Annotated in this window: 18 protein-coding genes; 9 read left to right on the top strand and 9 right to left on the bottom strand. The window is 75.4% G+C overall.

Annotated elements, in window-relative coordinates; genetic code table 11:
• Positions 1 to 48: 48 nt before the first annotated feature.
• Positions 49 to 1,953 (bottom strand): acyl-CoA dehydrogenase family protein, encoded by a 1,905-nt coding sequence (locus IF27_RS25270; RefSeq protein WP_052852085.1) that lies wholly within the window; start codon positions 1,951 to 1,953, stop codon positions 49 to 51.
• Between the two features lie 182 nt (positions 1,954 to 2,135).
• Complete coding sequence (locus IF27_RS25265) at positions 2,136 to 3,590, bottom strand: aldehyde dehydrogenase family protein (RefSeq protein WP_052852084.1); 1,455 nt, start codon at positions 3,588 to 3,590, stop codon at positions 2,136 to 2,138.
• A 236-nt stretch (positions 3,591 to 3,826) separates the two neighbouring features.
• Here IF27_RS25265 and IF27_RS25260 point away from each other — a divergent pair, with 236 nt between their 5' ends.
• Entirely contained in the window at positions 3,827 to 5,122 is a 1,296-nt protein-coding gene (locus IF27_RS25260; RefSeq protein WP_052852083.1) for a M14 family metallopeptidase, read from the top strand.
• A 51-nt stretch (positions 5,123 to 5,173) separates the two neighbouring features.
• Here the strand turns inward: IF27_RS25260 and IF27_RS25255 are convergent, their stop codons facing one another.
• Together IF27_RS25255 and IF27_RS25250 are read right to left on the bottom strand one after the other, a co-directional pair.
• Positions 5,174 to 6,718 (bottom strand): PucR family transcriptional regulator, encoded by a 1,545-nt coding sequence (locus IF27_RS25255; RefSeq protein ID WP_052852082.1) that lies wholly within the window; start codon positions 6,716 to 6,718, stop codon positions 5,174 to 5,176.
• A 117-nt stretch (positions 6,719 to 6,835) separates the two neighbouring features.
• Positions 6,836 to 9,172, bottom strand: coding sequence for a type IV secretory system conjugative DNA transfer family protein (locus IF27_RS25250; protein ID WP_223291208.1), 2,337 nt, complete (start codon positions 9,170 to 9,172; stop codon positions 6,836 to 6,838).
• A gap of 194 nt (positions 9,173 to 9,366) precedes the next feature.
• On the opposite strand from IF27_RS25250, the gene IF27_RS25245 reads away from it, so the two are divergent.
• Complete coding sequence (locus IF27_RS25245) at positions 9,367 to 10,710, top strand: ABC transporter ATP-binding protein (RefSeq protein WP_052852081.1); 1,344 nt, start codon at positions 9,367 to 9,369, stop codon at positions 10,708 to 10,710.
• Between the two features lie 65 nt (positions 10,711 to 10,775).
• Here the strand turns inward: IF27_RS25245 and IF27_RS25240 are convergent, their stop codons facing one another.
• Positions 10,776 to 11,444: a pyridoxine/pyridoxamine 5'-phosphate oxidase gene (locus tag IF27_RS25240; RefSeq protein WP_052852080.1), complete on the bottom strand. Its 669-nt coding sequence runs from the start codon at positions 11,442 to 11,444 to the stop codon at positions 10,776 to 10,778.
• 188 nt (positions 11,445 to 11,632) lie between these two features.
• Between IF27_RS25240 and gabT the strand changes: the two genes are divergently transcribed.
• Positions 11,633 to 13,000 (top strand): 4-aminobutyrate--2-oxoglutarate transaminase, encoded by a 1,368-nt coding sequence (gene gabT / locus IF27_RS25235; RefSeq protein ID WP_052852079.1) that lies wholly within the window; start codon positions 11,633 to 11,635, stop codon positions 12,998 to 13,000.
• Between the two features lie 170 nt (positions 13,001 to 13,170).
• Here the strand turns inward: gabT and IF27_RS25230 are convergent, their stop codons facing one another.
• Together IF27_RS25230 and IF27_RS25225 are read right to left on the bottom strand one after the other, a co-directional pair.
• A complete protein-coding gene (locus tag IF27_RS25230) occupies positions 13,171 to 13,695 on the bottom strand; it encodes a hypothetical protein (protein WP_223291207.1) in 525 nt (174 codons plus the stop codon).
• A 153-nt stretch (positions 13,696 to 13,848) separates the two neighbouring features.
• Entirely contained in the window at positions 13,849 to 14,766 is a 918-nt protein-coding gene (locus IF27_RS25225; RefSeq protein ID WP_052852078.1) for a DUF4190 domain-containing protein, read from the bottom strand.
• Positions 14,767 to 14,867: 101 nt separating this feature from the next.
• On the opposite strand from IF27_RS25225, the gene IF27_RS25220 reads away from it, so the two are divergent.
• From IF27_RS25220 to IF27_RS25205, 4 genes are all read left to right on the top strand, one after another.
• Positions 14,868 to 15,890, top strand: coding sequence for an adenosine deaminase (locus tag IF27_RS25220; protein WP_052852077.1), 1,023 nt, complete (start codon positions 14,868 to 14,870; stop codon positions 15,888 to 15,890).
• On the top strand, positions 15,887 to 16,570 hold the full coding sequence (locus tag IF27_RS25215; protein WP_052852132.1) for a glycerophosphodiester phosphodiesterase: 684 nt from the start codon (positions 15,887 to 15,889) through the stop codon (positions 16,568 to 16,570). The genes IF27_RS25220 and IF27_RS25215 overlap by 4 nt, the downstream gene beginning before the upstream one ends.
• 386 nt (positions 16,571 to 16,956) lie before the next feature.
• On the top strand, positions 16,957 to 18,177 hold the full coding sequence (locus IF27_RS25210) for an SWIM zinc finger family protein (RefSeq protein WP_223291206.1): 1,221 nt from the start codon (positions 16,957 to 16,959) through the stop codon (positions 18,175 to 18,177).
• Between the two features lie 68 nt (positions 18,178 to 18,245).
• Positions 18,246 to 19,292, top strand: coding sequence for an RNA ligase family protein (locus IF27_RS25205; RefSeq protein ID WP_190233097.1), 1,047 nt, complete (start codon positions 18,246 to 18,248; stop codon positions 19,290 to 19,292).
• Here IF27_RS25205 and IF27_RS25200 read toward each other — a convergent pair.
• Positions 19,276 to 20,709 carry a gamma-aminobutyraldehyde dehydrogenase gene (locus IF27_RS25200; protein ID WP_052852074.1) on the bottom strand — a complete coding sequence of 478 codons (1,434 nt, stop codon included), beginning with the start codon at positions 20,707 to 20,709 and terminating at the stop codon, positions 19,276 to 19,278. The genes IF27_RS25205 and IF27_RS25200 overlap by 17 nt on opposite strands.
• A gap of 344 nt (positions 20,710 to 21,053) precedes the next feature.
• Between IF27_RS25200 and IF27_RS25195 the strand changes: the two genes are divergently transcribed.
• Positions 21,054 to 21,773, top strand: coding sequence for an ABC transporter ATP-binding protein (locus IF27_RS25195; protein ID WP_052852073.1), 720 nt, complete (start codon positions 21,054 to 21,056; stop codon positions 21,771 to 21,773).
• Positions 21,755 to 22,948 (top strand): hypothetical protein, encoded by a 1,194-nt coding sequence (locus tag IF27_RS25190; RefSeq protein WP_052852072.1) that lies wholly within the window; start codon positions 21,755 to 21,757, stop codon positions 22,946 to 22,948. Before IF27_RS25195 ends, IF27_RS25190 begins: the two co-directional genes overlap by 19 nt.
• Before the next feature lie 63 nt (positions 22,949 to 23,011).
• Here the strand turns inward: IF27_RS25190 and IF27_RS25185 are convergent, their stop codons facing one another.
• The gene (locus IF27_RS25185; RefSeq protein WP_110946230.1) at positions 23,012 to 24,592 is read right to left on the bottom strand and encodes a family 10 glycosylhydrolase; all 1,581 of its coding nucleotides are present in this window, start codon (positions 24,590 to 24,592) and stop codon (positions 23,012 to 23,014) included.
• Positions 24,593 to 24,621: the final 29 nt, after the last annotated feature.

The following is a 24,621-nucleotide window of genomic DNA, read 5'->3' as shown; positions in this document are numbered from 1 at the left end:
GGGAACGGCCGTGCGCACGCGGGGCGGGGCGGCGGGGCGCGCGGTGCGTCAGCGGATGGCGCGGTGCTCGTTCTTGCGGGAGGACGGGCCGGGGGTGGCGGGGGCTATCCAGGGGCCGGGCGTCGAGGGGTCGAGGACGCCGTCCTCCAGCCACAGGTAGCGCTCGTCCATGACGCGGGCCGCGAGGGTGACGTCGGCCTTGTCGGCGTTGTGCCACAGGGCGCGGAAGTCGTGTTCGGCACGGAGTCTGGCCTGGTGGCAGAAGGCGTCGGCCAGCTCGTACGCCGTCCGGCCGTGGTCGCCCGCGGCGCGGAGGCGTTCCGCGTGGGCGCAGGCGGCGGCGACGGCGAAGAGTTCGGCGCCGATGTCCACGACGCGGGCGAGGAAGCCCTGCCGGGCTTCGAGGCGGCCCGGCCAGCGGGAGACGCCGTAGAACGTGGCGCGGGCGAGGCGGCGGGCCGAGCGTTCGGCCCAGCGGAGGTGGGCGGCCAGGTCGGGGTAGCCGGAGATGTGGAAGTCGCCGTAGGCGAGGGGGAGATGGCCGCGGCCGACGGCGAGGGTGGGGAGCCAGCGGGCGTAGAAGCGGCCCGCGGCGAGCCCGGCGCGGCGTTTGCGGGTGAGGCTGGCGTCGGGGGCGACGAGGTCGCCGGTGATGTCGAGGTGGGCGCCGATGGCCTCGCGGGCGATGAGGAGGTGGAGGATGTCGGCCGAGCCCTCGTGGACGCGGCTGACGCCGAGGTCGCGGAGGAACTGCTCGGCGGGGACGCCGCGTTCGCCGCGCGCGGTGAGGGAGGCTGCGGTCTCGTAGCCGCGTCCGCCGCGTATCTGGACGAGGTCGTCGGCGACGCGCCAGGCCATCTCGCCCGCGTACAGCTTGGCGAGGGCGCTCTCGACGCCGAGGCCGGGGGCGGGGGCCGGGGCGTCGGCGAGGCCGCCGGTCAGTTCGACGACCGCGTCGAGGGCGAACGCGGTGGCGGCGATGAACGCGATCCGGGCGCCGACCGCCTCGTGCCCGGCGATGGGTCCGCCCCACTGGACGCGGGCGCCCGACCACTCGCGGGCGATCCGCAGGCACCACTTGCCCGCGCCCGCGCACATGGCGGGCAGGGCCGTGCGTCCGGCGGCGAGCGTGGCGGCGGCGATGCGCGGCCCCTCGCCCTCGGCGCCCACGCGGTGCGCGGCGGGGACGCGGACGGCGTGCAGGCGGACGAGGCCGTTCTCGGTGCCGCGCAGGCCCATGAAGGCGCTGCGGTGCTCGACGGTGACGCCCGGCGCGTCCGCCTCGACGACGAACGCGGTGACGCCCGCGTCCGGCACGCGCGCGAGGACGAGGAGGAGCTCGGCGACGGCGCCGCCCGTCGTCCACAGCTTGACGCCGTCGAGCAGGTAGCCGTCGCCGTCGGGCGTGGCGGTGGCGGCGAGGCGGGAGGGGTCGGAGCCCGCGTCGGGTTCCGCGAGGAGGAACGCGGAGATCGCGCCGCGCGCGCAGCGCGGCAGGAAGGCGCGACGCTGCTCGTCGGTGCCGTGCAGGGCGAGCGGCACGGTCACGCCGGTGGACTGGTGCGCGGCGAGGAGGGCGGCGACGGCCGGGCTCGCGGACGCGACGAGGGCGAGCGCCCGGTGGTAGGGGACGTGGCCGAGGCCGAGGCCGCCGTAGGCCGGGTCGATGCGCATGCCGAACGCGCCGAGGGCGGCGAGGCCGCGGAGGGTCTCGTCGGGGACGTGGGCGTCCCGTTCGATGGCGGGGCCGTCGAGGGAGGTGCGGCAGAAGTCGGCGAGGCGGGCGAGGAAGGCGTCGGCCTCGCGGGCGGTCGCCGGGTCGGGCGTGGGGCCCGGATGGATGAGGTCCATGCGGAGGCGGCCGAGGAAGAGGTGGTGGGCGAAACCGGCGGCGCGTCCGTCGCGGCGGGCACCTTGGGCGATGCGGCGGGCGCCCCGTGCGGAGACCGACATCTTCGCTCACCTCGTCCTGGCGTCAGGCCGTCCCGGTGGTCCCGAGGCGGGCCGTTCGCGGCGGGGTCGCGCTCACGGCGCGAACGGGCTCCGCTGCGGTATGTACCCGGACGGCGGCGCTGCGTACCGGCCGGGGCGCGGGAAATCCTCGCGGGACGCGCGCCCGGCCGGTACGCGCCGGGTCACAGGTCGATGCCGGTGAGCACCATGACGCGCTCGTACGTGTAGTCCTCCATCGCGAACTGCACGCCCTCGCGGCCGACGCCCGACGCCTTCACGCCGCCGTAGGGCATCTGGTCGGCGCGGTAGGACGGCACGTCGCCGATGACGACGCCGCCGACCTCCAGCGCGCGGTGGGCGCGGAATGCGGCCTGGACGTCGTGCGTGAACACGCCCGCCTGGAGGCCGAACGTGGAGTCGTTGGCGGCGGCGAAGGCGGCCTCCTCGCCGTCCACCCTGGTGACGGTGAGGACCGGGCCGAAGATCTCCTCGCGGGCGACCTTGGCGTCGGCGGGGACGTCGGCCAGGACGGTCGGCGCGAAGGAGGCGCCCTTCCTGACGCCTCCGGTGAGGAGGGTGGCGCCCGCGGCGGTGGCCTCCTCCACCCAGCTCTCGACGCGGCGGGCGGCGTCCTCGCTGATCAGCGGGCCGACGTCGGTGGCGTCGTCGGCGGGGTCGCCGGTGACGAGGGCCTCGACGGCGGCGACGACGCGCGGCAGCAGCCGGTCGTGGACGGCGGCGTCGGCGATGACCCGCTGGACCGAGATGCAGGACTGGCCGCCCTGGTAGTTGGAGAACGTCGCGATGCGGGCGGCGGCCTGGTCGAGGTCGGCGTCGGAGGCGTAGTCGGCGAGGACGACGGCCGCGCCGTTGCCGCCGAGTTCGAGCGTGACGCGCTTGCGGGGCACGGAGTCGCGGATGGCCCAGCCGACGGGCACGGAGCCGGTGAACGAGATGACGGGCAGCCGTGCGTCCTGGACGAGCGCGGGCATCGCGTCGTTGGGCACCGGCAGGACGCTCCAGGCGCCGGAGGGCAGGTCGGTCCCGGCCAGGATCTCGCCGAGCAGCAGCGCCGTCAGGGGGGTGGCGGGGGCGGGCTTCAGGATGATGGGGGCACCGGCCGCGAGGGCGGGGGCGACCTTGTGGGCGCAGAGGTTGAGGGGGAAGTTGAACGGCGCGATGCCGAGGACCGGGCCGTAGGGGACGCGCCGGGTGAGCGCGAGCCTGCCGGTGCCGCCCGCGTCGGCGTCGAGGCGCTGGGCGGTGCCGCCGTTGAAGCGGCGCGCCTCGTCGGCGGCCCAGCGGAAGACCGAGCGGCAGCGGGCCACCTCGATCCTGGCCCACTTGACGGGCTTGCCGTTCTCCGCGCTGATCAGCTGGGCGATCTCCTCGGCGCGCGCGGCGAGTTGGCCGCCGACGTGGTCGAGCGCGGCGGCCCGTACGTACGCGGGGGTGGCGGCGAACTCGGCGGCGGCCGAGGCCGCCGCGGCGACGGCCTCCTCCGTCTGCGCCGCGGTGGGCACGCTCGCCGTGCCGACGGCGCGGCCGTCCCAGGGGGAGGTGACCTCCAGGGTGTCCTCGCCGGTCGCCTGCCGCCCGGCGAGCCAGAACGGCCGCGGGGAAGTGGTGGTGGTCATCGCGGAGCCCGCCTTCCGATGGGGTCTGCTGTCCTGGGTTCCCACCGTAGGCGCTGGTACGCGGGGGGCCCTTTGTCCGGCGTGGCGTGGTGCGGCGCGCGGGGGCTCCACCGAGGCGCTATTGACCAGAACATGTCACGACCCGGAGCATGGCTCTGCGCGAGCCTGGCGCACCGTCCCGGGCGCCCGACGAGGGGCGCCCCCACCGGCGCATCGGACAACCTCCGGGAGAAGCCTTGCGACCGTTCAGCCGCACCACCTCCGCGCGCAGAGCGCGCACCGCAGCAGCCGCACTCGTGGCCCTGGCGCTCGCCGCCGGACTCGGCACACAGGCCACCGCCTCGCCGTCGGGACCGCCCACCGTCCAGCAGTGGGAGGTCACCGGCCTCGACAGCGCCACCGAGCGCACCGCGCTGACACGGACGGGCACCGCCATCGACGAGGTGCGCCCCGACTCCGTCGTCATCACGGCGGGCGACGCCGACGTCAGGCGGCTGCGCTCCCTCGGCTACGAGCTGAGCGCCCTGCCCGGCACCTCGGCCGCCGACGTGCGGCCCACCGCCCCCTCCGACTACCACACCTACGCCGCCACCCTCGCGGAGATCAACGCGGTGCGGGCCCAGTACCCGAGCCTCGTCACGACGCGCGTGATCGGCCGCTCCTACCAGGGCCGCGACATCGTCGCCGTCAAGGTCAGCGCGAACGCCGCCACGGACGAGGCCGAGCCCGAGGTCCTGTTCACGCACAACCAGCACGCGCGCGAACACCTGACCGTCGAGATGGCGCTGCGCACCCTGAACGTGCTGACCTCCGGCTACGGCAGCAACGCCCGCATCACCCAGCTGCTGAACTCGCGCGAGGTGTGGATCATCCCCTCGGCGAACCCGGACGGGAAGGTGTACGACCAGGAGTCCGGCTCGTTCCGCAGCTGGCGCAAGAACCGGCAGCCCACGCCCGGCAGTTCCCTCATCGGCACCGACCTGAACCGCAACTGGAACTACCGCTGGGGCTGCTGCGGCGGCTCGTCCTCCTCGCCCGGCTCGGAGACCTACCGCGGCCCGTCAGCCGAGTCCGGCACGGAGACCCGGGTCGTCGCGGACTTCGTGCGCGGCAGGCGGGTCGGCGGCGTGCAGCAGATCACCGCGCACATCGACTTCCACACGTACGGCGAACTCGTGCTGTGGCCCTACGGGTACACGTACAACCGCACAGGACCCGGCCTGACGGCGGACGACGCGGCGGCCTTCGAGGCGCTGGGCGAGGAGATGGCCGGCTCCAACGGCTACACGCCGCAGCAGTCCAGCGACCTGTACATCACGGACGGGTCGATCAACGACTGGCTCTGGGGCGACCAGGGGATCTTCTCGTACACCTTCGAGATGTACCCGCGCGGTGCCAGCGGCGGCGGCTTCTACCCGCCGGGCAACGTGATCGCGCGGGAGACGGCCAGGAACGATGCGGCGGTGCTGCTCCTGCTGGAGTACGCCGACTGCGTGTACCGGATCACCGGCCAGGAGGACACGTACTGCTGACGGCGGGCCCGCCGCCCTCCCCTTCGCACGCGGGGAGGGCGGCGGGGCGTCTCAGGCGCTCGGACCGCTCGCCTTCAGGGCGAGCCACAGCTCCATGCGGACGTCCGGGTCGTCCAGCGAGCGGTCCAGGATCTCCTCGACCCTGCGCATGCGGTACCGCAGCGTGTGGCGGTGCACGCCGAGGTCGGCCGCGGCGGCGTCCCACTGGCCGTGCCGTGCGAGCCAGGCCCGCAGGGACGCGACGAGGTCGCCCCTCCCCCGCTCGTCGTGCCGCCGCAGCGCGCCCAGCATGCCGTCGGCGAACGCGCGCACCGCGTCGTCCGCGAGCAGCGGCAGGATCGACCCGGCCGCGACGTCGGTGTGTTCGACGAGGACCCGGCCGCGCCGCCTCGCCACGACCAGCGCCTCGCGCGCCTGCCGGTAGGCGGTGTCCACGGCGGCGGGGCCCGTAGGACCCGACAGGCCCATGACGAGCCCGTCGGGCGCGTCACCGGTCGTTGCGTACGCGGCGCAGGCCGCTGCGGTGCTGCCGCCGTCGGGCAGCAGCCAGACCAGGCCGTCGCCGTCCGCCGCCGCGAGCACCGGCTCCCCGGCACGGGCCGCGGCCGTGACGACGGCGCGGCCCAGCGCCTCGCGGGCCTCCTCCGTGCCCGGCACCTCGGCGACCAGGACGCGCAGCGGCGCGTCGAGCAGCCCGCCGTACAACTGGCCCGCGACGGCGCGGGCGTGGTCCGCCTCGCCGCTCAGCAGCATGCGCAGCACCGCGCCGCCGAGGCGTGTCTCCGCCTCCTGGTGGGCGCGGGAACGCTCGGTGAGCAGGGTGAGCACGGCGGCGGCGGACTGCACGGCGTACCGCTCGGCCGTGCCGGGGGGCGTGCCGGTGCCGATGGCGAGGACGGCGCGGGGGGTGCGTCCGGCGCCCAGGGACTGGAGCTCCACCCGGTCGTCCTCCGGGGCGCCCGCGCACACGGCGCTGGCCGGTGACGGCCGCTCGCCGAGGCGCCGCACCTCGTCGGCCAGCGCGGCGGCGCGGCGGCCCGCCCAGGCGGGCGCGACCTCCGTGACCCGCCCCGCCAGGTCGAACAGGGCGCACCAGCCGCCGACCTCGACGGCGAGCCGGTCGAGCAGCGCCTGCGGCCCGCCGTCGGACAGGGCGGCCTTCGTCAGCTCGCGCTGGGCGGCGAATCCGGCCGAGACGGAGCGGTACTGCTCGGCGGCGAGGGCGGCGGAGACCGCCTTGCCGATGGCGATGAACGGCGTGGGACGCGGCACTTCGAGCAGCGGCAGGCCCACGGCGCGGGCCGCGTCCAGCAGCGCGGGCGGCACCTCGGGGTGGTTGACGCCGACGGCGAAGCCGAGGCCGACGACGCCCGCGCCCGCCAGCCGGGCGACGTACGCCCGCATCGCGTCGGGGTCGTCCACGGCGAGCTTGAGCCCGGTCGTCAGGAGCAGCTCACCGCCGTCGAGCCAGGGCACGGGATCGGCCAGCTCGCTCGCGTGCGCCCAGCGCACCGGCGTCTCCAGCCTGCCCTCCCCGGAGAGCACGGCGAGCTTCAGCGCGGTGTGCTGAGCCAGGGAGGCGAGCGTGGGCTGCATGGGTCACCTCAGGGGCCAGGACAACACGTCTCATCACGGTACAACGAACGCCATAGGGGACGGGCCGCGCGGTACGCTCCCCGGCCACCCCCTCAGGCCCGGGTTCTCCTGCCCGGATCAGCCGAGCCGTACCAGGATCGGCGGGCTCGGTTCGCCCGCGACGGTCGTCATGGACAGCACGGCGTGCCGGGGCGGCACGCGGTGCGCCAGCTCGGAGGCGGACCAGCGTTCCCGCTCGACGCGGCGCACGGTCACCGACTCGGTGGTGGTGTCGCGGCCGGTGAACAGCTTGCGCACGCCGCGGACCGCGCGGCGCAGCGTTCCGCCCGCGCGGTCGGGCGTGCGCGTCGTCTCCTGGTCCTCGGTCCACGCGGTGCCCCAGGCGCGCGCGAAGTGCTCGGCGTCCCAGGTGGTGAGGCCGGAGAAGGCCATCCGGCAGCCGACCGCGCCGAGCAGGCCGGTGCGCAGCCCGGCGGGGACGTCGTCCAGGGTGCGCAGGGCGAGGACGACGCCCGCGTTGTTGGGGCGCAGCTGGGTGAGGCCGCGCACGGTGCCCGGGGTGATCGCGGCGGTGGCGTCGTCGAGCACCAGGCAGGCGAAGAGCGTCCGGTCGGCCCGTGTGGTCGCGGCGGTGGTGAACTGGGCGAGCAGCAGCCGGGTGATGATCCGCGCGGCCTCGGCGTGCCCGCTGCCCGGCAGGTCGATCCGGACGCGCACCGGGTGCACCAGGGCGCTGAGCGAGAACGGGCGCGCGCCGAGCGAGAAGCCCGCGCGGTCCAGGACGGCGAGGCGGTCGGCGAGCTGCGGGCCGAGGTCGTCGGGGCGCTGGGCGGCGCGGGCGCGGGCGTCGAGTTCGCGCTGCTGGTGGGCGGCCCCTGCGAGGGCCAGGTCCTCGTGGAGGGTGGAGAGGAGGGCGGGCGCGCCGTCGAGCATGGCGCGCAGCTCGGCGATGCCGGGCAGCTGTCCGTACGCCGCGTGGTAGGGCGCGATGAGCTGGACGAGGACGGCGGCGGCCTCGCCGGGCTCGGCGCGGGTGCCGCCGACCAGGGCCTCGGCGAGCAGCGCGGCGGCCTCGTCGGTGTCGGCGGCGCCGCCGTACGGGTCGAGGTGGTGGGTGCTCACCGGGTCGCCGACGCGGACGATGATGTCGAAGGCGTGGTCGGGGCCGAGCCCGCTCCTTGCGGTGCCTGCGGCGACGACGGCGGCCTGGCCGGTGAGGGCCTGGAGGCACAGCGCCTCGGTGACCGGGCGTATGACGCGGCCGGTCTTGCCGGAGCCGGGCGGTCCTACGGCGAGGAGGGACGTGCCGAGGACGGCGGGGTCGAGGGCGACGTCCTCGCCGCGGTAGACGTAGGGGTTGCGGTCCTCGTCGGGGGCGTGGCCGATGTGCACCTGGCCGGTGAGGAGGTCGTGCCGCGCGGCCCGTACGGGCAGGTCGCGGTCGCCCGACGGGTGGACGAACGCGGCGGCGCCCTCGGTCTCGGCGGCCGAGGCGAACGCGGGCAGCGCGGTGGGGCGGCCACGGACGGCGCGCCAGGCGTGCGTGATGCGGGCGTAGTCGAGGTCGCTCATCGTGCCGTCCCTGACCTCGCCGGCCAGCCGGTCGGCGGCGGCCGGGGCGCCCGCGGCGCGCAGGTCGGCGAAGTCGCTGAGCCGCGCGCGGTCGGCGGGGGTGACGCCGGAGGCGCCGCCGCGGGGGAAGTGCCGCAGGACCCCGCGCCAGCCGCCCGCGGCGGCGGCCAGGGCGACGAGGAGGGCCGTCCACAGGAGGTAGTGGAGGTTGTAGGCGAGGGTGTACGCGGTCGTGTCGCCGTCCTCCCACCACGCGTCGGGGACGACGGCGTAGAGCGGTTCGAGCCAGAAGGTCCAGGCGCCTTCGAAGCTGAGGCGCCAGGCGGCGTAGAGCGCGACGAGACCGGCCAGCGCGCGTGCGGTGACGCGGGTGGGCAGCGGCGGGTGGTCGGACCGGCCGCACAGCGCGCGCAGCACCGACGGCCGCCAGCGCCGCCAGAGCGCGGGGCCGTTCCCGATGCGGGCGAACGCGTAGATGAGCAGCAGCATGAACGCCAGCTGGTACAGCCACAGCAGCGTCGGGCCCACGGTGGAGGTGCCCCACGAGTCGGCGCCCAGCCAGTCGAGCGGCCAGGTGACGAACGGCAGGTAGTCGTTGACGTACAGCGACCACACGACCCACCCCGTGATCGCCGCCAGGGCCGCGCCGCCGTGCAGTTCGCGGTCGCCCAGGCGGTCCGGGTCCTCCGGCGGCTTCGGCACGTGGCCCGTGCGCCACACCCCCGGCCCGGCGGGCGGGCGCGGCGTGTGCAGCCAGCGGACGAGGGGTGGCGCGCCCGCGTCGGGCACCTGCCGGGGCATCGGAGGCGCGCCGGGCGGGCGGGGGACGGGCGGGGCGTCCTCGCGTGCGCTGTGCGCGTCAGGCGCGCCGTTCGTGGTCATTCGCTGCCAAGCCCCCTGAGCAGGCGATCGGGTGACGTTGCGTCGTCCCTCAATCTAGTGCCCCCGGGGCGCGGGAACCCCCTGCTGGCGGGACGACGGAAAGCGCCGCGCACCGGTTCCCCTGGGGTATCCGGTGCGCTACGTTCCTGGATCACCCCCCACCGCTGGCTCAATGAGGATCTGGGCGGAAAAACATGACACGCGCGATAAGTCTCCGAGACGTGAGCAAGACCTATCCCCGGGGTGTGACGGCCGTACGCGGTGTGAACCTCGACATCGCCCCTGGTGAGTTCATCGTCCTGCTCGGCCCCTCGGGGTGCGGGAAATCGACGCTGCTGCGGATGATCGCGGGGCTTGAGGACATCAGCTCGGGCGAGCTGCTGTTCGACGGTGAGCGGGTCAACGACGTCGCGCCGGGGGAGCGGCGCCTCGCCATGGTCTTCCAGGACTACGCCCTCTACCCCAACATGACGGGCCGCCAGAACATCGGGTTCCCCCTGACCATCGAGTCCCCTGGCACCGATCCGTCCGAGCGCGTCCAGGACGCGGCGCGGCTGCTGGGCATCGGCGACCTGCTGGACCGCTACCCGGCGCAGCTCTCCGGCGGCGAGCGGCAGCGCGTGGCGATGGGGCGGGCGATCGTGCGGCGGCCGTCCGCGTTCCTGCTGGACGAGCCGCTGTCCAGCCTCGACGCGAAGCTGCGCAACCGGCTGCGCGCGGAGATCGCGACGCTGACGCGGCATCTCGGCGTGACGACGCTCTACGTCACGCACGACCAGGCCGAGGCCATGTCGCTCGGCGACCGCGTCGTGGTGATGCGCGACGGGGTGGTCCAGCAGATCGGCACCGCGCGCGAGGTCTACCGGCTGCCGGAGAACGTGTTCACGGCCGCCTTCGTCGGCACGCCCCGCATCAACCTGCTGCGGGCGACGGTGCAGGCGCCGCTGGACGGGCGGATGTCCATCGACTTCGGCACGCAGCGCCTCGAACTGCCGGAACCCCTCAGCCTCGACCACCAGTTGCTGCGCATCCAGATGGGCCGCGAGATCACGGTCGGCGTGCGGTCGGAGGCGGTGCGGATCGGGCGCCGGGAGGAGACGCGGCGGACGGAGGCGCCGCTGTACGGGACGGTGCAGCACGTCGAGTACCAGGGGCACGAGTCGCTGGTGCACGTGAGCACGGGCGCGCGCCCGGCCCTCGTGGACGGTCTGGAATCGCCACGGCCTCGGGCGCCGGGGCGCAGGCGGCGCGGTACGGGCGGTCCCGGGCCGCTGGGCAGGCTGCTGCACCGTGGCCAGGAGCAGCGGGAGGCGGCGGGCGCGGCGTCGGTGGCGACGCTGGAGCGGCCCGAGGAGCCGTCACCGCTCCCGGCGGGCCGCGTACCGGACAGCCTGATCCTGCGCGTGGGGGCGGACGTGCGGCTGCGGCTGGGCGAGCGGGTGCCGCTGCTGCTCGACCTGGACCAGCTGTACGTGTTCGACGCGGACGGCCGCCGCATCTCCCCCGCGCCGACGCGCGAGCCGTCCCTGCACCGCTGACGCGGGCGCCGTGTGGTCCCGCGGCCCTCGTCCGGCCGCCGGGACGGGGGCCGGTCCCGGTGGTGTCACGGCCACAGCCGCTCCGTGCGCCACGCCGTGCCGTCGCGGTCGTACGCGAGCCGGACGTGGTCGCGGTCCTTCCTGCCCTGCCAGAACTCGACGCGCTCCGGACGCAGGGTGCACAGCGTCCACGCCTCCGCGACGGCGGCCGGGTCGCGGTCCAGCCGCTCGCGGGCGGCGGCCAGGTCGCGGTCGCGCCCTGCCTGGTCGGTGAGCGGCGTGCTCTGCCGTCCGAGGAGCGCCTCTGCGCGGGCGGGCAGGCCGCGGGCGCGGAAGTCCTCGGCGCTCGCCTCCGCGTCGGCGGGGACGACGGGGCCGCGCAGCCTGATCTGGCGGGCGAGCGCGGGCCAGTGGAACGTGAGCGCGGCGTACGGCCGTGCGGCCAGGTCGCGGCCCTTGGGGCTCGCGGCGTGGACGGCGAACTGCCAGCCGGGCCCGCCGTCGTCCGGGCCGAGCACGTCCTTGAGGATCAGCACGCGCGCCGACGGCAGCCCGTCGGCGTCCGTCGTGGCGAGCGTCATGGCGTGCGGCTCGGGGACGCCCGCGCGGATCGCCTCCAGCAGCCATGCGCGGAACAGCCCGACCGGCTCGGCGGGCACCGCCGCCACGTCGAAGTCCGGTGTCGCACCGGCGAAGACCGGCAGCTCGCGCAGCAGCGGGCGCAGATCGGTCATGCACTCCCCCTAACGGATGACAGGAACATCACCATAAGAGAGGCACGCCCTCGCCGCGCCGCCCCCACCCGCCGAAATGGCCAAGACATCCCACCGACCGCTCCGTCACGGCGCGTGCCCCCGGCGTGCGCGCGGGCCTAGCCTGCGAGGGACAGTCCCCCCACAGCCCATCGCGACGAGGAGTCCTCATGAGCGCCACGAGCGACACGACCGAGACGACCGGCGGCCCTTCCCTCCCCCAGCGGCGCCGCCTCGTCACCGAGATCCCCGGCCCACGGTCGCGGGAGCTGATGGCGCGGAAGACGGCCGCCGTCGCGGCGGGGGTGGGCTCGGTCATGCCGGTGTTCGCCCGGCGCGCGGGCGGCGGCGTCGTGGAGGACGTGGACGGCAACAGCCTGATCGACTTCGGCTCCGGCATCGCCGTCACGTCGGTCGGCAACAGCGCCGAGGCCGTGGTGCGCCGCGCCACCGCGCAGCTGGAGCAGTTCACGCACACCTGCGCGATGGTCACGCCGTACGAGAGCTACGTCGAGGTCTGCGAGGAGTTGGCGCGCCTCACGCCGGGGGACCACCGGAAGAAGTCGATCCTGGTGAACTCGGGCGCCGAGGCGGTCGAGAACGCCGTCAAGATCGCCCGCTACCACACCAGGCGGCAGGCGGTCGTCGTCTTCGACCACGGGTACCACGGCCGCACCAACCTCACGATGGCGCTGACGGCGAAGAACATGCCGTACAAGCACGGCTTCGGCCCGTTCGCGCCCGAGGTCTACCGCGTCCCGATGGCCTACCCGTACCGCTGGCCCGGCGGCGCCGAGAACTGCGCCGAGGAGGCCGCGGCGCAGGTGGTCGAGCAGATCACCAGGCAGGTCGGCGCGGAGAACACGGCGGCGATCGTCGTCGAGCCGATCCTCGGCGAGGGCGGCTTCATCGTGCCGGCGCGCGGCTTCCTCCCGCGGATCGCGGAGTTCGCGCGGGAGCACGGGATCGTGTTCGTCGCGGACGAGATCCAGTCCGGCTTCTGCCGCACGGGCCAGTGGTTCGCGTCGGAGGACGAGGGCCTCGTGCCCGACCTGGTCACGACGGCCAAGGGCATCGCGGGCGGGCTCCCGCTGGCCGCCGTCACCGGCCGCGCCGAGATCATGGACGCCGCGCACTCCGGCGGACTCGGCGGCACGTACGGCGGCAACCCCGTCGCGTGCGCCGCCGCCCTCGGCGCCATCGAGACGATGCGTGAGCTGGACCTCCCGGCCCGCGCGCGCCACATCGGCGAGATCCTGCTGCCCCGGCTGGCGGAACTGGCCGCGAAGCACCCGGTGATCGGCGACGTGCGCGGGCGCGGCGCGATGGTCGCCGTCGAGCTGGTGAGGCCGGGCACGAAGGAGCCCGACCCGGCCGCCACGGCGAAGGTCGCCGCGGCCTGCCACGCGGAGGGCCTCCTCGTGCTCACGACCGGCACGTACGGGAACGTCGTCCGCTTCCTGCCGCCGCTCGTCATCGGCGACGACCTGCTGCACGAGGGCCTGGACATCCTGGACCACGCCCTCACCACCCTGTGACCGGCCCGGCACTCCCCCGCCCCACCGCCGGGTGCGGCTTCTGCGCCGTTCGTCGCGATGATGGAGAAGGCGCGCGGATGTGATGTGCGTACGGCGGCACCGGGCCCGCGGGGTCGGGTGCTGCCGTACGGTCGGGGAGCGGCGGGAGGCAGTCGGTCCCGTCGTTCTCCTTACGGAACGGGCCCGCCCGCCCCACACCCCCCGGGGCGTGCGGACCGTCCGTCCGCCGCCACCCCGCGCGGGGCGCGGCCGACGACGGCGGCGGCCTCGTGCATCGCCAGTTCCAGGAGCCCCGGATCGGTGAGCACGCCCGACCCGTCGGGCGGCACCAGCCAGCGCACCCCGTACGCGGGACGGCCGGGGTGGGGCACCGCGATCCAGCTGCCGCTCCCCGCGGCGCGCACGCCCGTGCCAAGCCAGCCGCCCGCCGTGCCCGCCGGGACGAAGAAGCCGATGCGCCGGTCGCCCCGGTCCGCGAGGACGGGCCCCGGACGGTCGAGGAGGACCGTCAGCACGTCCAGCGTGGGCCGGGCGAGCGGCTCGGGCACCAGCAGCACGTCCCACAGGCGGCCCGCGGGCAGCAGGGCCACCCCCAGCGGATGCCGTTCCCACTCCCAGCGGCACACGGCCGGTTCCGGCGCCGCCGACGCCAGCCAGTCCGCCGCGTTCCTGTTCGTGCCGCCACCGGTTCTCATCCCGGCCCTCCCCTTCGCGCCATGACGCCCCGTGCCCGGCAGTCCCGGGCCGGGCACTGCCGTGTCAGGGAGGGGGAGGGCGCGGCGGGCGGATCGTTACGCGGCTTTGAGGGTCGGGCGGCGTGGCGCGCGTCACATCCCCCGCGGGGGCGCTCAGACGTCGAGGCTGTCGCCGTCCCCCGGGTTGCCGCTGAGCCCGCCGTCGTCGCCGTCGTCCGCGGGCGCGTCCGTCTCGACGTCGAACTCCCAGAAGCCCAGCTCGTGGTCACCGCCGGGCGAGAAGTCCACGCCGAGGACCTCGGCGTCGGGCGGGACGGTCACCTCGTAGCGCACGCGCAGGGTCTGCCCCGGCCGTACGGTGTCGCGCGGCGCGCTGCGCAGGATGTCGCCGCGCGCCACCCGCGCGTCGTCGGCGAGGGCGTGGAAGTCGCCCCCGGAGACATCGACGGTGCGGTGCCCGTCGTTGCGGACGTTGGCGACGACGACGAGCACGCCCTCGCCGCCCTCGGTCCGCGGCCGGTCGAAGGTGACGCCGAGCCCGTCCGACCAGGTGACCAGCTGCGCGGGTCCCGCGAGCCACTCGGCGCCCGCGTCGGAGTCCACCTCGGCGGTCGGGGCGGTCCAGATGACGAGCAGGAAGGTCAGCACCGCGGAGACCGCCGTCCCGCCGACCCCGGTCCACAGCCCGGCCAGGGCCGTCTCACGGTTGTCGGCCTGGCCGCGCCGCACCCGGGCCAGACCGGTGCGGCCGAGGATCACCGCGACGATACCGGCGGCGAGTGTCAGGGGGCTCAGGTAGTACGTCCAGCACAGCGACACGGAGACGATGCCGAAGACCGCCGCCGCGACCGCGACCCCGTTGCGCGGCTCCTGACGCCACGGCGGGGGCCCGTAAGGGAGCGCGGGGTGGGGAGCGGCGTAGGGGCTGGAGGTGGGTTGGTGCGGGATGCCGTGTCCCTGCGCGTACGGCGCGGGGGCCGCCGGTGGGGGCCACGGAGCGGGCGGCGGCGCCTGGGGCGGGGGCGCGCTCGGCTCCGGCGTCCGGAACGGGTTGGGCTGCTCCGTGGTCACACGGCCTCCTCAGCTGTCCGGCCACACCCTAAGGCCGAGGTCCCGCGGCCGATCACCCGCCGCCTACGATGAGCGGGCACCGTCTATCCGGGGAGGGCCCGTTGTCCGATCTGACCGCTTTCATCGCCGGGCTGCCCAAGGCCGAGCTGCATGTGCACCACGTGGGCTCGGCCTCGCCGCGGATCGTCGCCGAGCTGGCGGCGCGGCACCCCGACTCGCCGGTCCCGAAGGACCCTGCCGAGCTGGAACGGTACTTCACCTTCCGGGACTTCGCCCACTTCATCGACGTGTACATCTCGGTGGTGGAGCTGATCAGGGACGCGGAGGACATCCGGCTGCTCACCTACGAGGTGGCGCGCGACATGGCGCGGCAGCACATCCGCTACGCGGAGCTGACGGTGACGCCCTACTCGTCGGTGAAGCGCGGCATCCCGGACGTGGCCTTCATGGAGGCGATGGAGGACGCCCGCCTGTCCGCCGAGCGGGACTTCGGCGTCGTGCTGCGCTGGATCTTCGACATCCCGGGCGAGCTGGGCCTGCCCGCCGCCGAGGAGACGGCGCGGCTGGCGTGCGAGCTGGGCCCCGACGGGCTGGTCGGGTTCGGCCTGGGCGGGCCCGAGATCGGCTGGCCGCGCCCGCAGTTCAAGCCGTACTTCGACCGGGCGATCGCGGCGGGCCTGCGCAGCGTGCCGCACGCGGGCGAGACGACGGGCCCCGGCACCGTGTGGGACGCCCTGACCGAGCTGCGCGCCGAGCGCATCGGGCACGGGACGAGCGCCGCGCAGGACCCGGAGCTGCTGGCACACCTGGCGGAGCGTGGCATCCCGCTGGAGGTCTGCCCGACGTCGAACGTGGCGACGCGCGCCGTGCCGTCCCTGGAGGAGCACCCGCTGCGGGCGATGGTGGACGCCGGGGTGCGGGTGACGATCAACTCCGACGACCCGCCGATGTTCTCGACCGACCTCAACACCGAGTACGGCATCGCGGCGCGGCTGCTGGGCCTGGACGCCGCCGGGGTCGCCGCCCTGGCGCGGGAGGGCGTGCGCGCGTCGTTCCTCGACACGGCGGGCAAGGCAAGGCTGACGGGCGAGATCGACGCGTACCTGGCGGCGTGGCCCGGATGAGCGTGCTGGCCGTCGCGCATCGCGGCGACCCGTACCGGGCGCGCGAGAACACGCTGGCGTCCTTCAGGTCGGCCGTCGCGGCGGGCGCGGACGCCGTGGAGCTGGACGTGCGCCGCAGCGCCGACGGCGTGCCCGTCGTCGTGCACGACGCGACGCTCGAACGGCTGTGGGGCCACCGGCGGGCGGTGGCGGAGCTGACGGCGCGGGAGATCCGTGAGCTGACGGGCGGCGGCGTGCCGACGCTGGACGACGCGCTGGCCGTGACCGCGTCCGTCCGAACGCTGATCGACCTGCCGGAGCGGTCGGCCGCCACGGCGGCGGCGGCCCTCGCGGCGGTCCGCCGGGCGGACGCGTCGGGGCGCGTCTACTACAGCGGGGACCCGTCGGCGCTGCGCGCGGTCCGCGAGGCCGACGCGGACGCCGAGATCTCCCTGACGTGGCACCGCACGGCGCGGCCACGCGGAACGCTGCTCGCCGCGCTGCGTCCGCGCTGGCTCAACTACCCCTTCGGGCTGATCACGCCCCGCGTCGTCGCCGAGGACCACGCGCGCGGACTGCTGGTGGCGGCCTGGACGGTGGACGGTCCGCGCGCCATGCGGCGGCTGGTCGCGCTCGGCGCCGACTCCGTCACGACCAACCGGATCGGCGCGCTGCGCGTGGTGCTGGACCGGCCGCGCTGAATCGGCGGGCGCCGAGGGAGGCCGTACGCGACCACCCGGTGCGATACTTCCCCGCACGGCCGCGCGACCGGCGCCCGCCTCGCCGCGTGACCGGAGGAGAACGCCGTGTCAGCGCACGCACCACAGGAGTTCACACGATGAGCACGCGCAGCCCGTCGGCGCATGACCCTCAATTTTCCCTCAGAGTTACGGCTTTGACGCGGCACGAACGTCCGATCGACCGTTGCACACGCTAACGTTCCCACATGGTGGCGACACGGTGGCACGCATACCGATACGTTCGGCCGTCCGCGCTTGACGCGGCCAACGGCCTCCTGAGCCTTGCGACTTACGGCGGCTCGACACCGCAAGGACCCCGGCCCCACCCCCGCCTGACAAGCGGCGGGGTGCGGCATCCCGAGCAGTTTGCACGGAGCCTGCTGTCCGTCCTGGACGTGGCGCACGTCGGCTACGACCGGCGGCGTCCGGCCGCCCCGCGCGACCCGGTGGCCAGTTCGGACGGCGAGCGGCTCCGCTTCGAGTCCCTGTCCGTCTGCGGCGGTGTGGCGGCGCGGCTGGACGTCCTGCCCGACGGCATCGCCGTGGACACCCCGGCCCGCGGCAGCACCAGCGTCGAGGCGGGCCCGCAGCTGCGCGCCGCGCTCGACCGCGTGCGGGACGGACGGCCGCTGCGGCTGGTCGTCGGGCACGACGAGCCGGAGACGGCCTCCGACACCGCGCCGAAGCGCCGCGTCCCGCTGCCGGAACGCTGGCTGCGCGCCTTCGCCGAACTGCACGCGGTCTCCGCCCGCCTCGACCTGCGCGCCGAGATGACCCCGGCCGAGGCCGCGCGTTTCCTCGCGACGCTGCCGGGCGCCACCGGGTCGCTCCGCTCCCTGTGGGCCGTCCCGGTCGGCGACCGGCTGCGCACCAGCATGCGCCCGGCGGTGGGCGCCGTGCACCTGGCGGGCCCCGGACGGCTCGCGGCGCTGCGCCCGCTGCTGCGCTTCGCGACGGCCCTGCGCGTGTACGGGCCGCCCGTGCGCCACGACTCGGCCCCCACGGCGTCCGCCTGGGAGCTGCTGATGCCGGGCATGCGCCTCGTGCTGACGCTCTCCCCCGACGCCCGCGCCGGTTTCCCCGGCAGCGCCCCGGCGCTCGACGCCCTGGAGGCGGAACGCGCCTCGGAGGACGCCGGGCTGATCGAGTCGCAGCTCGACCACCGGGGCGGCCTCGACCTCGGCGCGCTGGCCGGGAACGCCGGCCTCGGCCTGGCCCGCGTCCGCACGGCCCTCGGCCTGCTGGGCTCGGCCGGACGGCTCGGCTACGACGTGGCGGAGGCGGCGTACTTCCATCGCGACCTGCCCTACGACGCGGTCCGCTCCGAACGCCTCATCCCCCGGCTGGCCGCCGCCCGCGCCCTGCTCGCCGAGGGCCAGGTGCGGGTGGACTCCCGCGCCCGCACGGCGACGGTGGCGGGCCCGGACCGTACGCACGAGGTGACCTTCGCGCCCGACGGCATCGCCGAGGACTGCACCTGCCACTGGTGGGCCGAGCACCGCGTGAGCCGCGGCAAGTGCCGCCACGCGCTGGCGGCCGAACTGGCCCGCAGGACCGCCCACAGCTGACCACGTGCGCGCGTCCGTGCGACGAATTCCCTTGCCCGGGGCGCCCGCGCGCCGCGATGATCCCGCAGATGTCCTCCTCCACCGCGGGTCCCGCGCCACAGCCCTACCCCAAGATCCCCACCCGCCAGCGGCCCGACGCGCCCGGAGGACGCGAGTGGATCGCGCTGGAGAAGGTGCACGGCGCGCACCTCGCGGTGCTCTGCGACGCGGCCGGTGCCCGTCCGGCGAAGCGGCGTGAACTGCTGGACGACGACGCCCTGGACGGCTTCTTCGGCGTGAGCAGGCTGTGGCCCGCGCTCGCGGTCGCCGTGTCCCGTCTCGCCTCCGCGGTGCGCGCGACGTGGGGCGACGACGCGGTGGTGACGGTCTACGGCGAGCTGGCGGGCGGGCACTACCCGCACCAGGACGTCCCCGCCGCGCCCGGCGTCCAGCCGGTGCAGACCGGCGTCTGGTACGCGCCCGACCTGCGCTGGCTACCGTTCGACGCCACGGTCGAGCGGGCCGGTGGCCGGTGGTGGCTGTCCGACGCGGCCCTGCGCGAGGCGGCGGCCGGGGCGGGGCTCACCTGCGTCCCGGCTCTCGGACGCGGCACGGCCCACGCGCTCCAGGACCTGCCCGTCGCGTTCCCGACGCGCGTCCCGGCGCTCCTCGGCCTCCCGCAGGTGGCGGACAACCTCGCCGAGGGCCTCGTCCTCAAACCGGCAGGAGCCTGGCGGGAGTCGGGCCAGGACGGCGAGGCGGGCGAGGGGCCGCGTCCTGTGGTGAAGCGCAAGCGGAAGGAGTTCGCCGAGGACGCGCGCTACGACGGCGCGCGGCCGTGGAGCGTGCCGCCCGAGGGCGCGGCCGGGGTGCCCGCCTGGCTCCTGGTCGAGGCGACGGCGCTCCTCACCCCCGCCCGTGCGGCGGGAGCGGTGAGCAAGCTCGGGTCCCGCACCCCGGTGGACGCCGTCGCGGCGGAGATCGCCGAGGACGCGGCGGCCGAACTCGCCGACGCCCTGGGCGGGCTGGACGCCGCGGTCCTCGGCGCCGTGCGGCGCGCGCTCGGGCCAGGGGCCCGCGCGCTGGCGCTGCTCGACGCCGAGGACCGCGGCGGGCGGCTCAGAGCGCCGTCATGACGTGCTTGACGCGCGTGTAGTCCTCCAGGCCGTACGCGGACAGGTCCTTGCCGTAGCCCGACTTCTTGAAGCCGCCGTGCGGCATCTCGCCGACGAGCGGGATGTGCGTGTTGATCCACACGCAGCCGAAGTCCAGCGCCTTCGACAGCCGCATCGCCCGCGCGTGGTCCCGCGTCCAGACGGAGGAGGCGAGCCCGTACTCCACGTCGTTCGCGTACTCGACGGCCTGCGCCTCGTCCGTGAACGGCTGGACGGTGATGACGGGGCCGAAGACCTCCTGCTGCACGATCTCGTCGTCCTGCCGGACGCCGGTGACGACGGTCGGCGCGTAGAAGTAGCCGCGCTCCCCGACGCGCCGCCCGCCGGTGACGACCGTCGCGTGGGCGGGCAGCCGCTCGACGAATCCCGCGACCTTCTCCAGGTGCTCGGCGCTGTTGAGCGGCCCGTAGAAGACGTCGGGGTCGGCGGGGTCGCCGGTGCGGACGTCGGCGGTCGCCTTGGTGAGGGCGGCGACGAACTCGTCGTGCACCGACGCGTGCACGAGGACGCGGGCCGCCGCCGTACAGTCCTGGCCCGCGTTGAAAAAGCCCGCGTCGCGGATGCCCTCGACGGCGGCGGCGATGTCCGCGTCCTCGAAGACGACGCACGGCGCCTTGCCGCCCAGCTCCAGGTGCACGCGCTTGACGTCCTTGGCCGCGCTGGTCGCGACCTCGGTCCCGGCACGGACCGAGCCGGTCACCGAGACCATGGCGGGCACCGGGTGCGCGACCATCAGGCGGCCGGTGTCACGGTCGCCGCACAGCACGTTGAACACCCCCGCGGGCACGATCTTCCCGATCAGCCCGGCGACGAACGACGCCGAGGCCGGCGTGGTGTCCGAGGGCTTGAGCACCACCGTGTTGCCCGCCGCGAGGGCGGGCGCGAACTTCCAGACCGCCATCATCACGGGGTAGTTCCACGGCGCCACCTGCGCGCACACGCCCACCGGCTCGCGCCGCACGAAGGAGGTCAGCCCGGCCATGTACTCCCCGGCCGCCTTGCCCTCCAGCATGCGCGCCGCGCCCGCGAAGAAACGGATCTGCTCCAGCATCGAGGGCAGTTCCTCCTGGCGCGTCAGCTCCAGGGGCTTGCCGGTGTCGCGGCACTCGATCTCCAGCAGTTCGTCCGCGTGCCGCTCGAACGCGTCGGCGATGCGCAGCAGCGCCAGCTGCCGGGTCGCGGGCGTGGCGTCACGCCAGGCGGGGAACGCCGCCTGCGCGGCGGCCATCGCCGCGTCCACGTCCGCCGCGCCCGACAGCGCGGCCGTCGCGTACACCTCGCCCGTCGCGGGATCGACGACGTCCGTCGTCCGCCCGTCGTCGGCGTCCCGGAACTCCCCGCTGATGTAGTTGCGCACCCGACGCGGCTCGCTGGTCACGGAACCCTCCTGGTCTCCCGGCGTTCGCTGTTCTGCGGATCAACCCTATGCCCGGGGCGGCCCCGGCGAACAGCACACACGACAAGAGATCCGCCGTCGTTCAAGACAGCACACCGGAAGAACTGCGCCGATCACCGCTCCGGCGGACAGATCCTCCCGTGGGCCCGCTCCGCTGTACACCGTCCGGAGGATTCTTAGGACCGCCCGCCGAGTCGCCCGCCGCGCCTCGTCGGGCCTGTGTCAGCGTGCTGGGGATGCCTGCGACGGTCTCCCCCGCCGTTCTCGTTCACCCGGTCGGGGGATCAGGGCGAAACACGGCGAAACGAGCGGAGGTGCCGCCGACCATGGCCCCACCCGATACGGCCCCACCCGACAACGACGTGCTCTGGGCCCGCGCCCTGCGGCACGCGCACCACGGCTCCCCGGCCCTGCTGGGGGTGTCGGTGAACGTCCGGCAGGGCGAGATCCTCGCCGTGACCGGCCCGCGCGGCTGCGGCAAGACCACACTCCTCGGCTGCCTCTCCGGCCAACTCGCCGCCGACGAGGGCGAGGTCTGGTTCAACAGCATGCCGATCCACACCCTGGACGCCGCCTCCCGCGAACGGCTGCGCCGCGACCGCTTCGGCTGGGTCGGCGACACCCCGCAGCTCGTGGACGAGCTGACCGCCTGGGAGAACGCCGCCCTCCCCCTGCTCCTCGCGGGCACGGGCAACCGCACCGCGCGGCGCACGGCGCTCGACTGGCTGGAGCGCCTGGACGTCGCGGACTGCGCGAACAAGCGCCCGTACGCCATGCTCCAGTCCCAGCGCCAGCGCATCGCCCTCGCCCGCGCCCTGGTGCACAAGCCCGACGTGCTGTTCGCCGACGAGCCCACGGCCCCCCTGCACCGCGCCGACCGCGCACAGGTCCTGCGTACCCTCACGACGGCGGGCCGTTCGCACGGCATCACGGTCGTCCTGGCCACGCACGACACCGAGGTGGCCACGCTCGCCGACCGCACCCTCGCCCTCCTCGACGGCCGCGCCTCGGGCGCGGCGGCCGAAGCATGCTCGCTTACCGTCTAGCCCGGGGCTCCCACCCCGCCGTGCTGCTGCGCCGCCTGCTGCTGGCGACGGCAGCCGGTGGCGTGGGGTTCCTGCTGCTGAGCGCGCTCGCCTACGCCGCCGCGCATCCGGACGGCGGACGGGCCGCCGTACTGCGCCTGGCATGGTGCGCCGTGCCGCTGGCCGCGACCATCCAGCTCTCCGTCGCCGTGGCCCGGGCCGAACCGTCGGGCAAGCCCCGCTCCGGCCTCGACGTCGTCGGCATGGGACCGGCCCGGGTGCCCGCGCTCGCGGCCGTCTCCGCGGCGGCTGCCGGACTGCTCGGCAGCGTGGCGGCGCTCGTCCTCTTCCTGCTGCTGCGCGGCGACCTGACCGTCCTGCCGTTCCACGGCGTGGCCTCCGGTGCGCTGCCCGACGGCGGGCCGCTGCCGCTGGGCGCCACGGTGACGCTGCTGGCCGTCGCGCCCGTGGCGGCAGCCGTGGCCAGCGCGCTGACGCTGCGCGCGCGCCCGTCGCGCCGTCCCGCGCCCGCCCCGGTGGTGGTGACCGACCTGGCCGAGATCACCCGCGCCGAACCCCCGCCGCCGCTGCCCACCGGGCTGCCGTGGGGCACGACGCTGATGGGCACGGGCATCGCCGTCTCAGCCTTCGCTGGCGACGACCCGCTGTCCGTCCCCCCTGACGGCTGGCTGCCCCTGGACGGCGCACTCGGCGGCGTCAGTTCCGGCATGGTGGGCGGCTGGCTGATGATCGTGGCGGGCGTCGTGCTGGCCGCGCCCGGTCTCATTCACGTGTGCGGGCTCCTGCTGTCCACCGGCAGGCCGGGCGTGCTACGGCTGCTCGCCGGACGTGGGCTGCTGGAGGAGGCCACGCGCGTGGGCCGTCCCATGGGCGCCCTCTCCGCCGCCTGCGCGGTGGTGCTGGCCGCGCTGGAGCTGGACACTCTGGGGGACTTCGGCCCGCTGGGCGCCCTGGGCACCGCCGTCGTGCTGGTGTGCGCGCTCGGCACGGTCGCCGTGACGGCCGACCAGACCCGCTCCGCCCGGCGCCCCGCCACCGCGCTGCTGCTACGGCTGGGCGCCGCGCGCACCCTGCTGCGCGGCGCCGCGGCCGTACGGATCGGGACGCTGATCGCCGTCTTCGTGCCCCTGACCTGGCTGGCCGTGCAGCTGATCACGCTGCCGACCGGACGCTGAGCCGGGCCCCCACGGCCGCGGGCCCTCACCCTCGGGTGGGGGCCCGCAGGCGTGCGGCGCGGGTCAGCGGGCGACGAGCCCCGGCAGCCGCGCCTCGGCGATGTCGCCGCGCCTCACGTGCACGACGGTCACGGGCGCGCCCGTCACGCCGCTCGGCAGGTCGGCGCGGACGAGGTAGAGCCCCGGCGGGACGTGCGCGAAGCCGAACCAGCCGGTGCCGTCCGCGCGGGTGACGCCCTCGCGGGCGCCGGGGGCGGCCAGCGGGGTGAGCGTCAGACGGGCCTGGTCGAGCGCGGTGCCGTCGCGCAGGGCCAGCGTCCCGGCCACGTGGCCGTCGGTCGGCGCGGTCTTCCACCGCATCCCCGGCACGACAGCGGGCTCGGCGAACGGGGCGTCGGGGCCGGTCGTCAGCGCGTCGGCCAGGCGGGCGCGTTCCGCCGCCGCACCGGCCGTGGCGCTGTCCATGCTGGGGGTGGCGTACGAGTAGCCGCTCCAGCCCGCGGCGGTGTTGCCCGCCGGAGTGGGGGCGAGGGCACGGCGGACCTGGGCGACGCTGTCGTCCACGCCGTTGAGGTACAGCGCGGGGCCGTTGACGGCCTGCCGGTCGCCCTGCGCGTCGGCCAGGAACTCCGACCACTCGGCGTACATCAGGGCCTGGTCGGGGTCCCACTCGCGCTTGTAGTTCATGGTCACGACCGTGTCCATGATCCCCTCGTCCAGCCAGCCCTCCCAGTCCTGGAGCACCTCGGCGTAGGTGCGGGTGTTCTCCCAGCCCCCGACGGCCTGCGGGCCGTGGCCGTAGGTGATGGCGTCCATGGACAGGCGCACGGACGGGTCCACGTCCCACAGGCCGAGGTAGATGCGGCGCACGAGGTGGGTGATCTGGTCCCGGCGCCAGTCGCTCCACTGCTGGTCGGCTGGCGCGGGCACGTCCGTGCGTCCGGTGGCCTGCTGGAAGCGCGCGACGGAGACGGCGTTGTAGCCCCAGTCGCTGTGCGTGGTCTGCGCGCTGCCGTCCGGGTAGCGGACGTAGTCGAGGTTGACGCCGTCCACGTCGTAGGCGCGGACGATGCTCTGGACGGCGGCCACGATGTACGCGACGGCGTCCGGGTGCCCCGGGTCGATGTACGTGTTGGCGCCGACGCGTTCGGTGCCGTCCGCCTTGCGGTTCAGCCAGCGGTCGGCGCCCTCGGCGTTCGGGCCGTGCTGGTTGTAGACGTGGTCGGGCGAGGTCGGCGGGGTGGCGCTGTTCCACAGCGTGTTGACGTTGACCCAGGCGTGGACTTCGAGCCCGGCCGCGTGCGCGCGTGCGACGACCTCGGCGAGCGGGTCGTACGGGGCGGGGTCGATGGGGGCGTCCGTGCGCGGGTAGAGCGCGTGGTTGCAGAAGCAGTCGTAGCGGCGCGCGGTCTGCACGATGAGCGCGTTGGCGTTCACGGCCAGGGCGTCGTCGATCAGCCGCTCCACCTGCGCCGGGGTGTAGACCCCTTCGTTGAAACCGTCCACCCAGTAGCTGCGCCACTGTTCAGGCGGGCGCGCGCCGGACGGCTCGGCGGTGGCGGCGGGGGCGACGAGACCGGTCACCAGGGTGAGGAGGGCGAACAGGACGGGCAGGGCGGAGCGAACAGGCCGGACACGGCGCATGCGGACCCCTTCCGATAGGTGACGTGATC

This window comes from Streptomyces avicenniae, assembly GCF_000719135.1.
Taxonomy (GTDB): domain Bacteria; phylum Actinomycetota; class Actinomycetes; order Streptomycetales; family Streptomycetaceae; genus Streptomyces; species Streptomyces avicenniae.
Note: the sequence above shows the minus strand (reverse complement) of the source record. Positions and strands in the feature narration are given on the sequence as shown.

What these genes read in the sequence shown, in the direction of transcription:
- IF27_RS25270 (WP_052852085.1), bottom strand. Translation starts at nt 1,953, where the DNA reads ATGTCGGTCTCCGCACGGGGCGCCCGCCGCATCGCCCAAGGTGCCCGC.
- IF27_RS25265 (WP_052852084.1), bottom strand. Translation starts at nt 3,590, where the DNA reads ATGACCACCACCACTTCCCCGCGGCCGTTCTGGCTCGCCGGGCGGCAG.
- IF27_RS25255 (WP_052852082.1), bottom strand. Translation starts at nt 6,718, where the DNA reads ATGCAGCCCACGCTCGCCTCCCTGGCTCAGCACACCGCGCTGAAGCTC.
- IF27_RS25250 (WP_223291208.1), bottom strand. Translation starts at nt 9,172, where the DNA reads ATGACCACGAACGGCGCGCCTGACGCGCACAGCGCACGCGAGGACGCC.
- IF27_RS25245 (WP_052852081.1), top strand. Translation starts at nt 9,367, where the DNA reads ATGACACGCGCGATAAGTCTCCGAGACGTGAGCAAGACCTATCCCCGG.
- IF27_RS25240 (WP_052852080.1), bottom strand. Translation starts at nt 11,444, where the DNA reads ATGACCGATCTGCGCCCGCTGCTGCGCGAGCTGCCGGTCTTCGCCGGT.
- gabT (WP_052852079.1), top strand. Translation starts at nt 11,633, where the DNA reads ATGAGCGCCACGAGCGACACGACCGAGACGACCGGCGGCCCTTCCCTC.
- IF27_RS25230 (WP_223291207.1), bottom strand. Translation starts at nt 13,695, where the DNA reads ATGAGAACCGGTGGCGGCACGAACAGGAACGCGGCGGACTGGCTGGCG.
- IF27_RS25215 (WP_052852132.1), top strand. Translation starts at nt 15,887, where the DNA reads ATGAGCGTGCTGGCCGTCGCGCATCGCGGCGACCCGTACCGGGCGCGC.
- IF27_RS25205 (WP_190233097.1), top strand. Translation starts at nt 18,246, where the DNA reads ATGTCCTCCTCCACCGCGGGTCCCGCGCCACAGCCCTACCCCAAGATC.
- IF27_RS25195 (WP_052852073.1), top strand. Translation starts at nt 21,054, where the DNA reads ATGGCCCCACCCGATACGGCCCCACCCGACAACGACGTGCTCTGGGCC.
- IF27_RS25190 (WP_052852072.1), top strand. Translation starts at nt 21,755, where the DNA reads ATGCTCGCTTACCGTCTAGCCCGGGGCTCCCACCCCGCCGTGCTGCTG.
- IF27_RS25185 (WP_110946230.1), bottom strand. Translation starts at nt 24,592, where the DNA reads ATGCGCCGTGTCCGGCCTGTTCGCTCCGCCCTGCCCGTCCTGTTCGCC.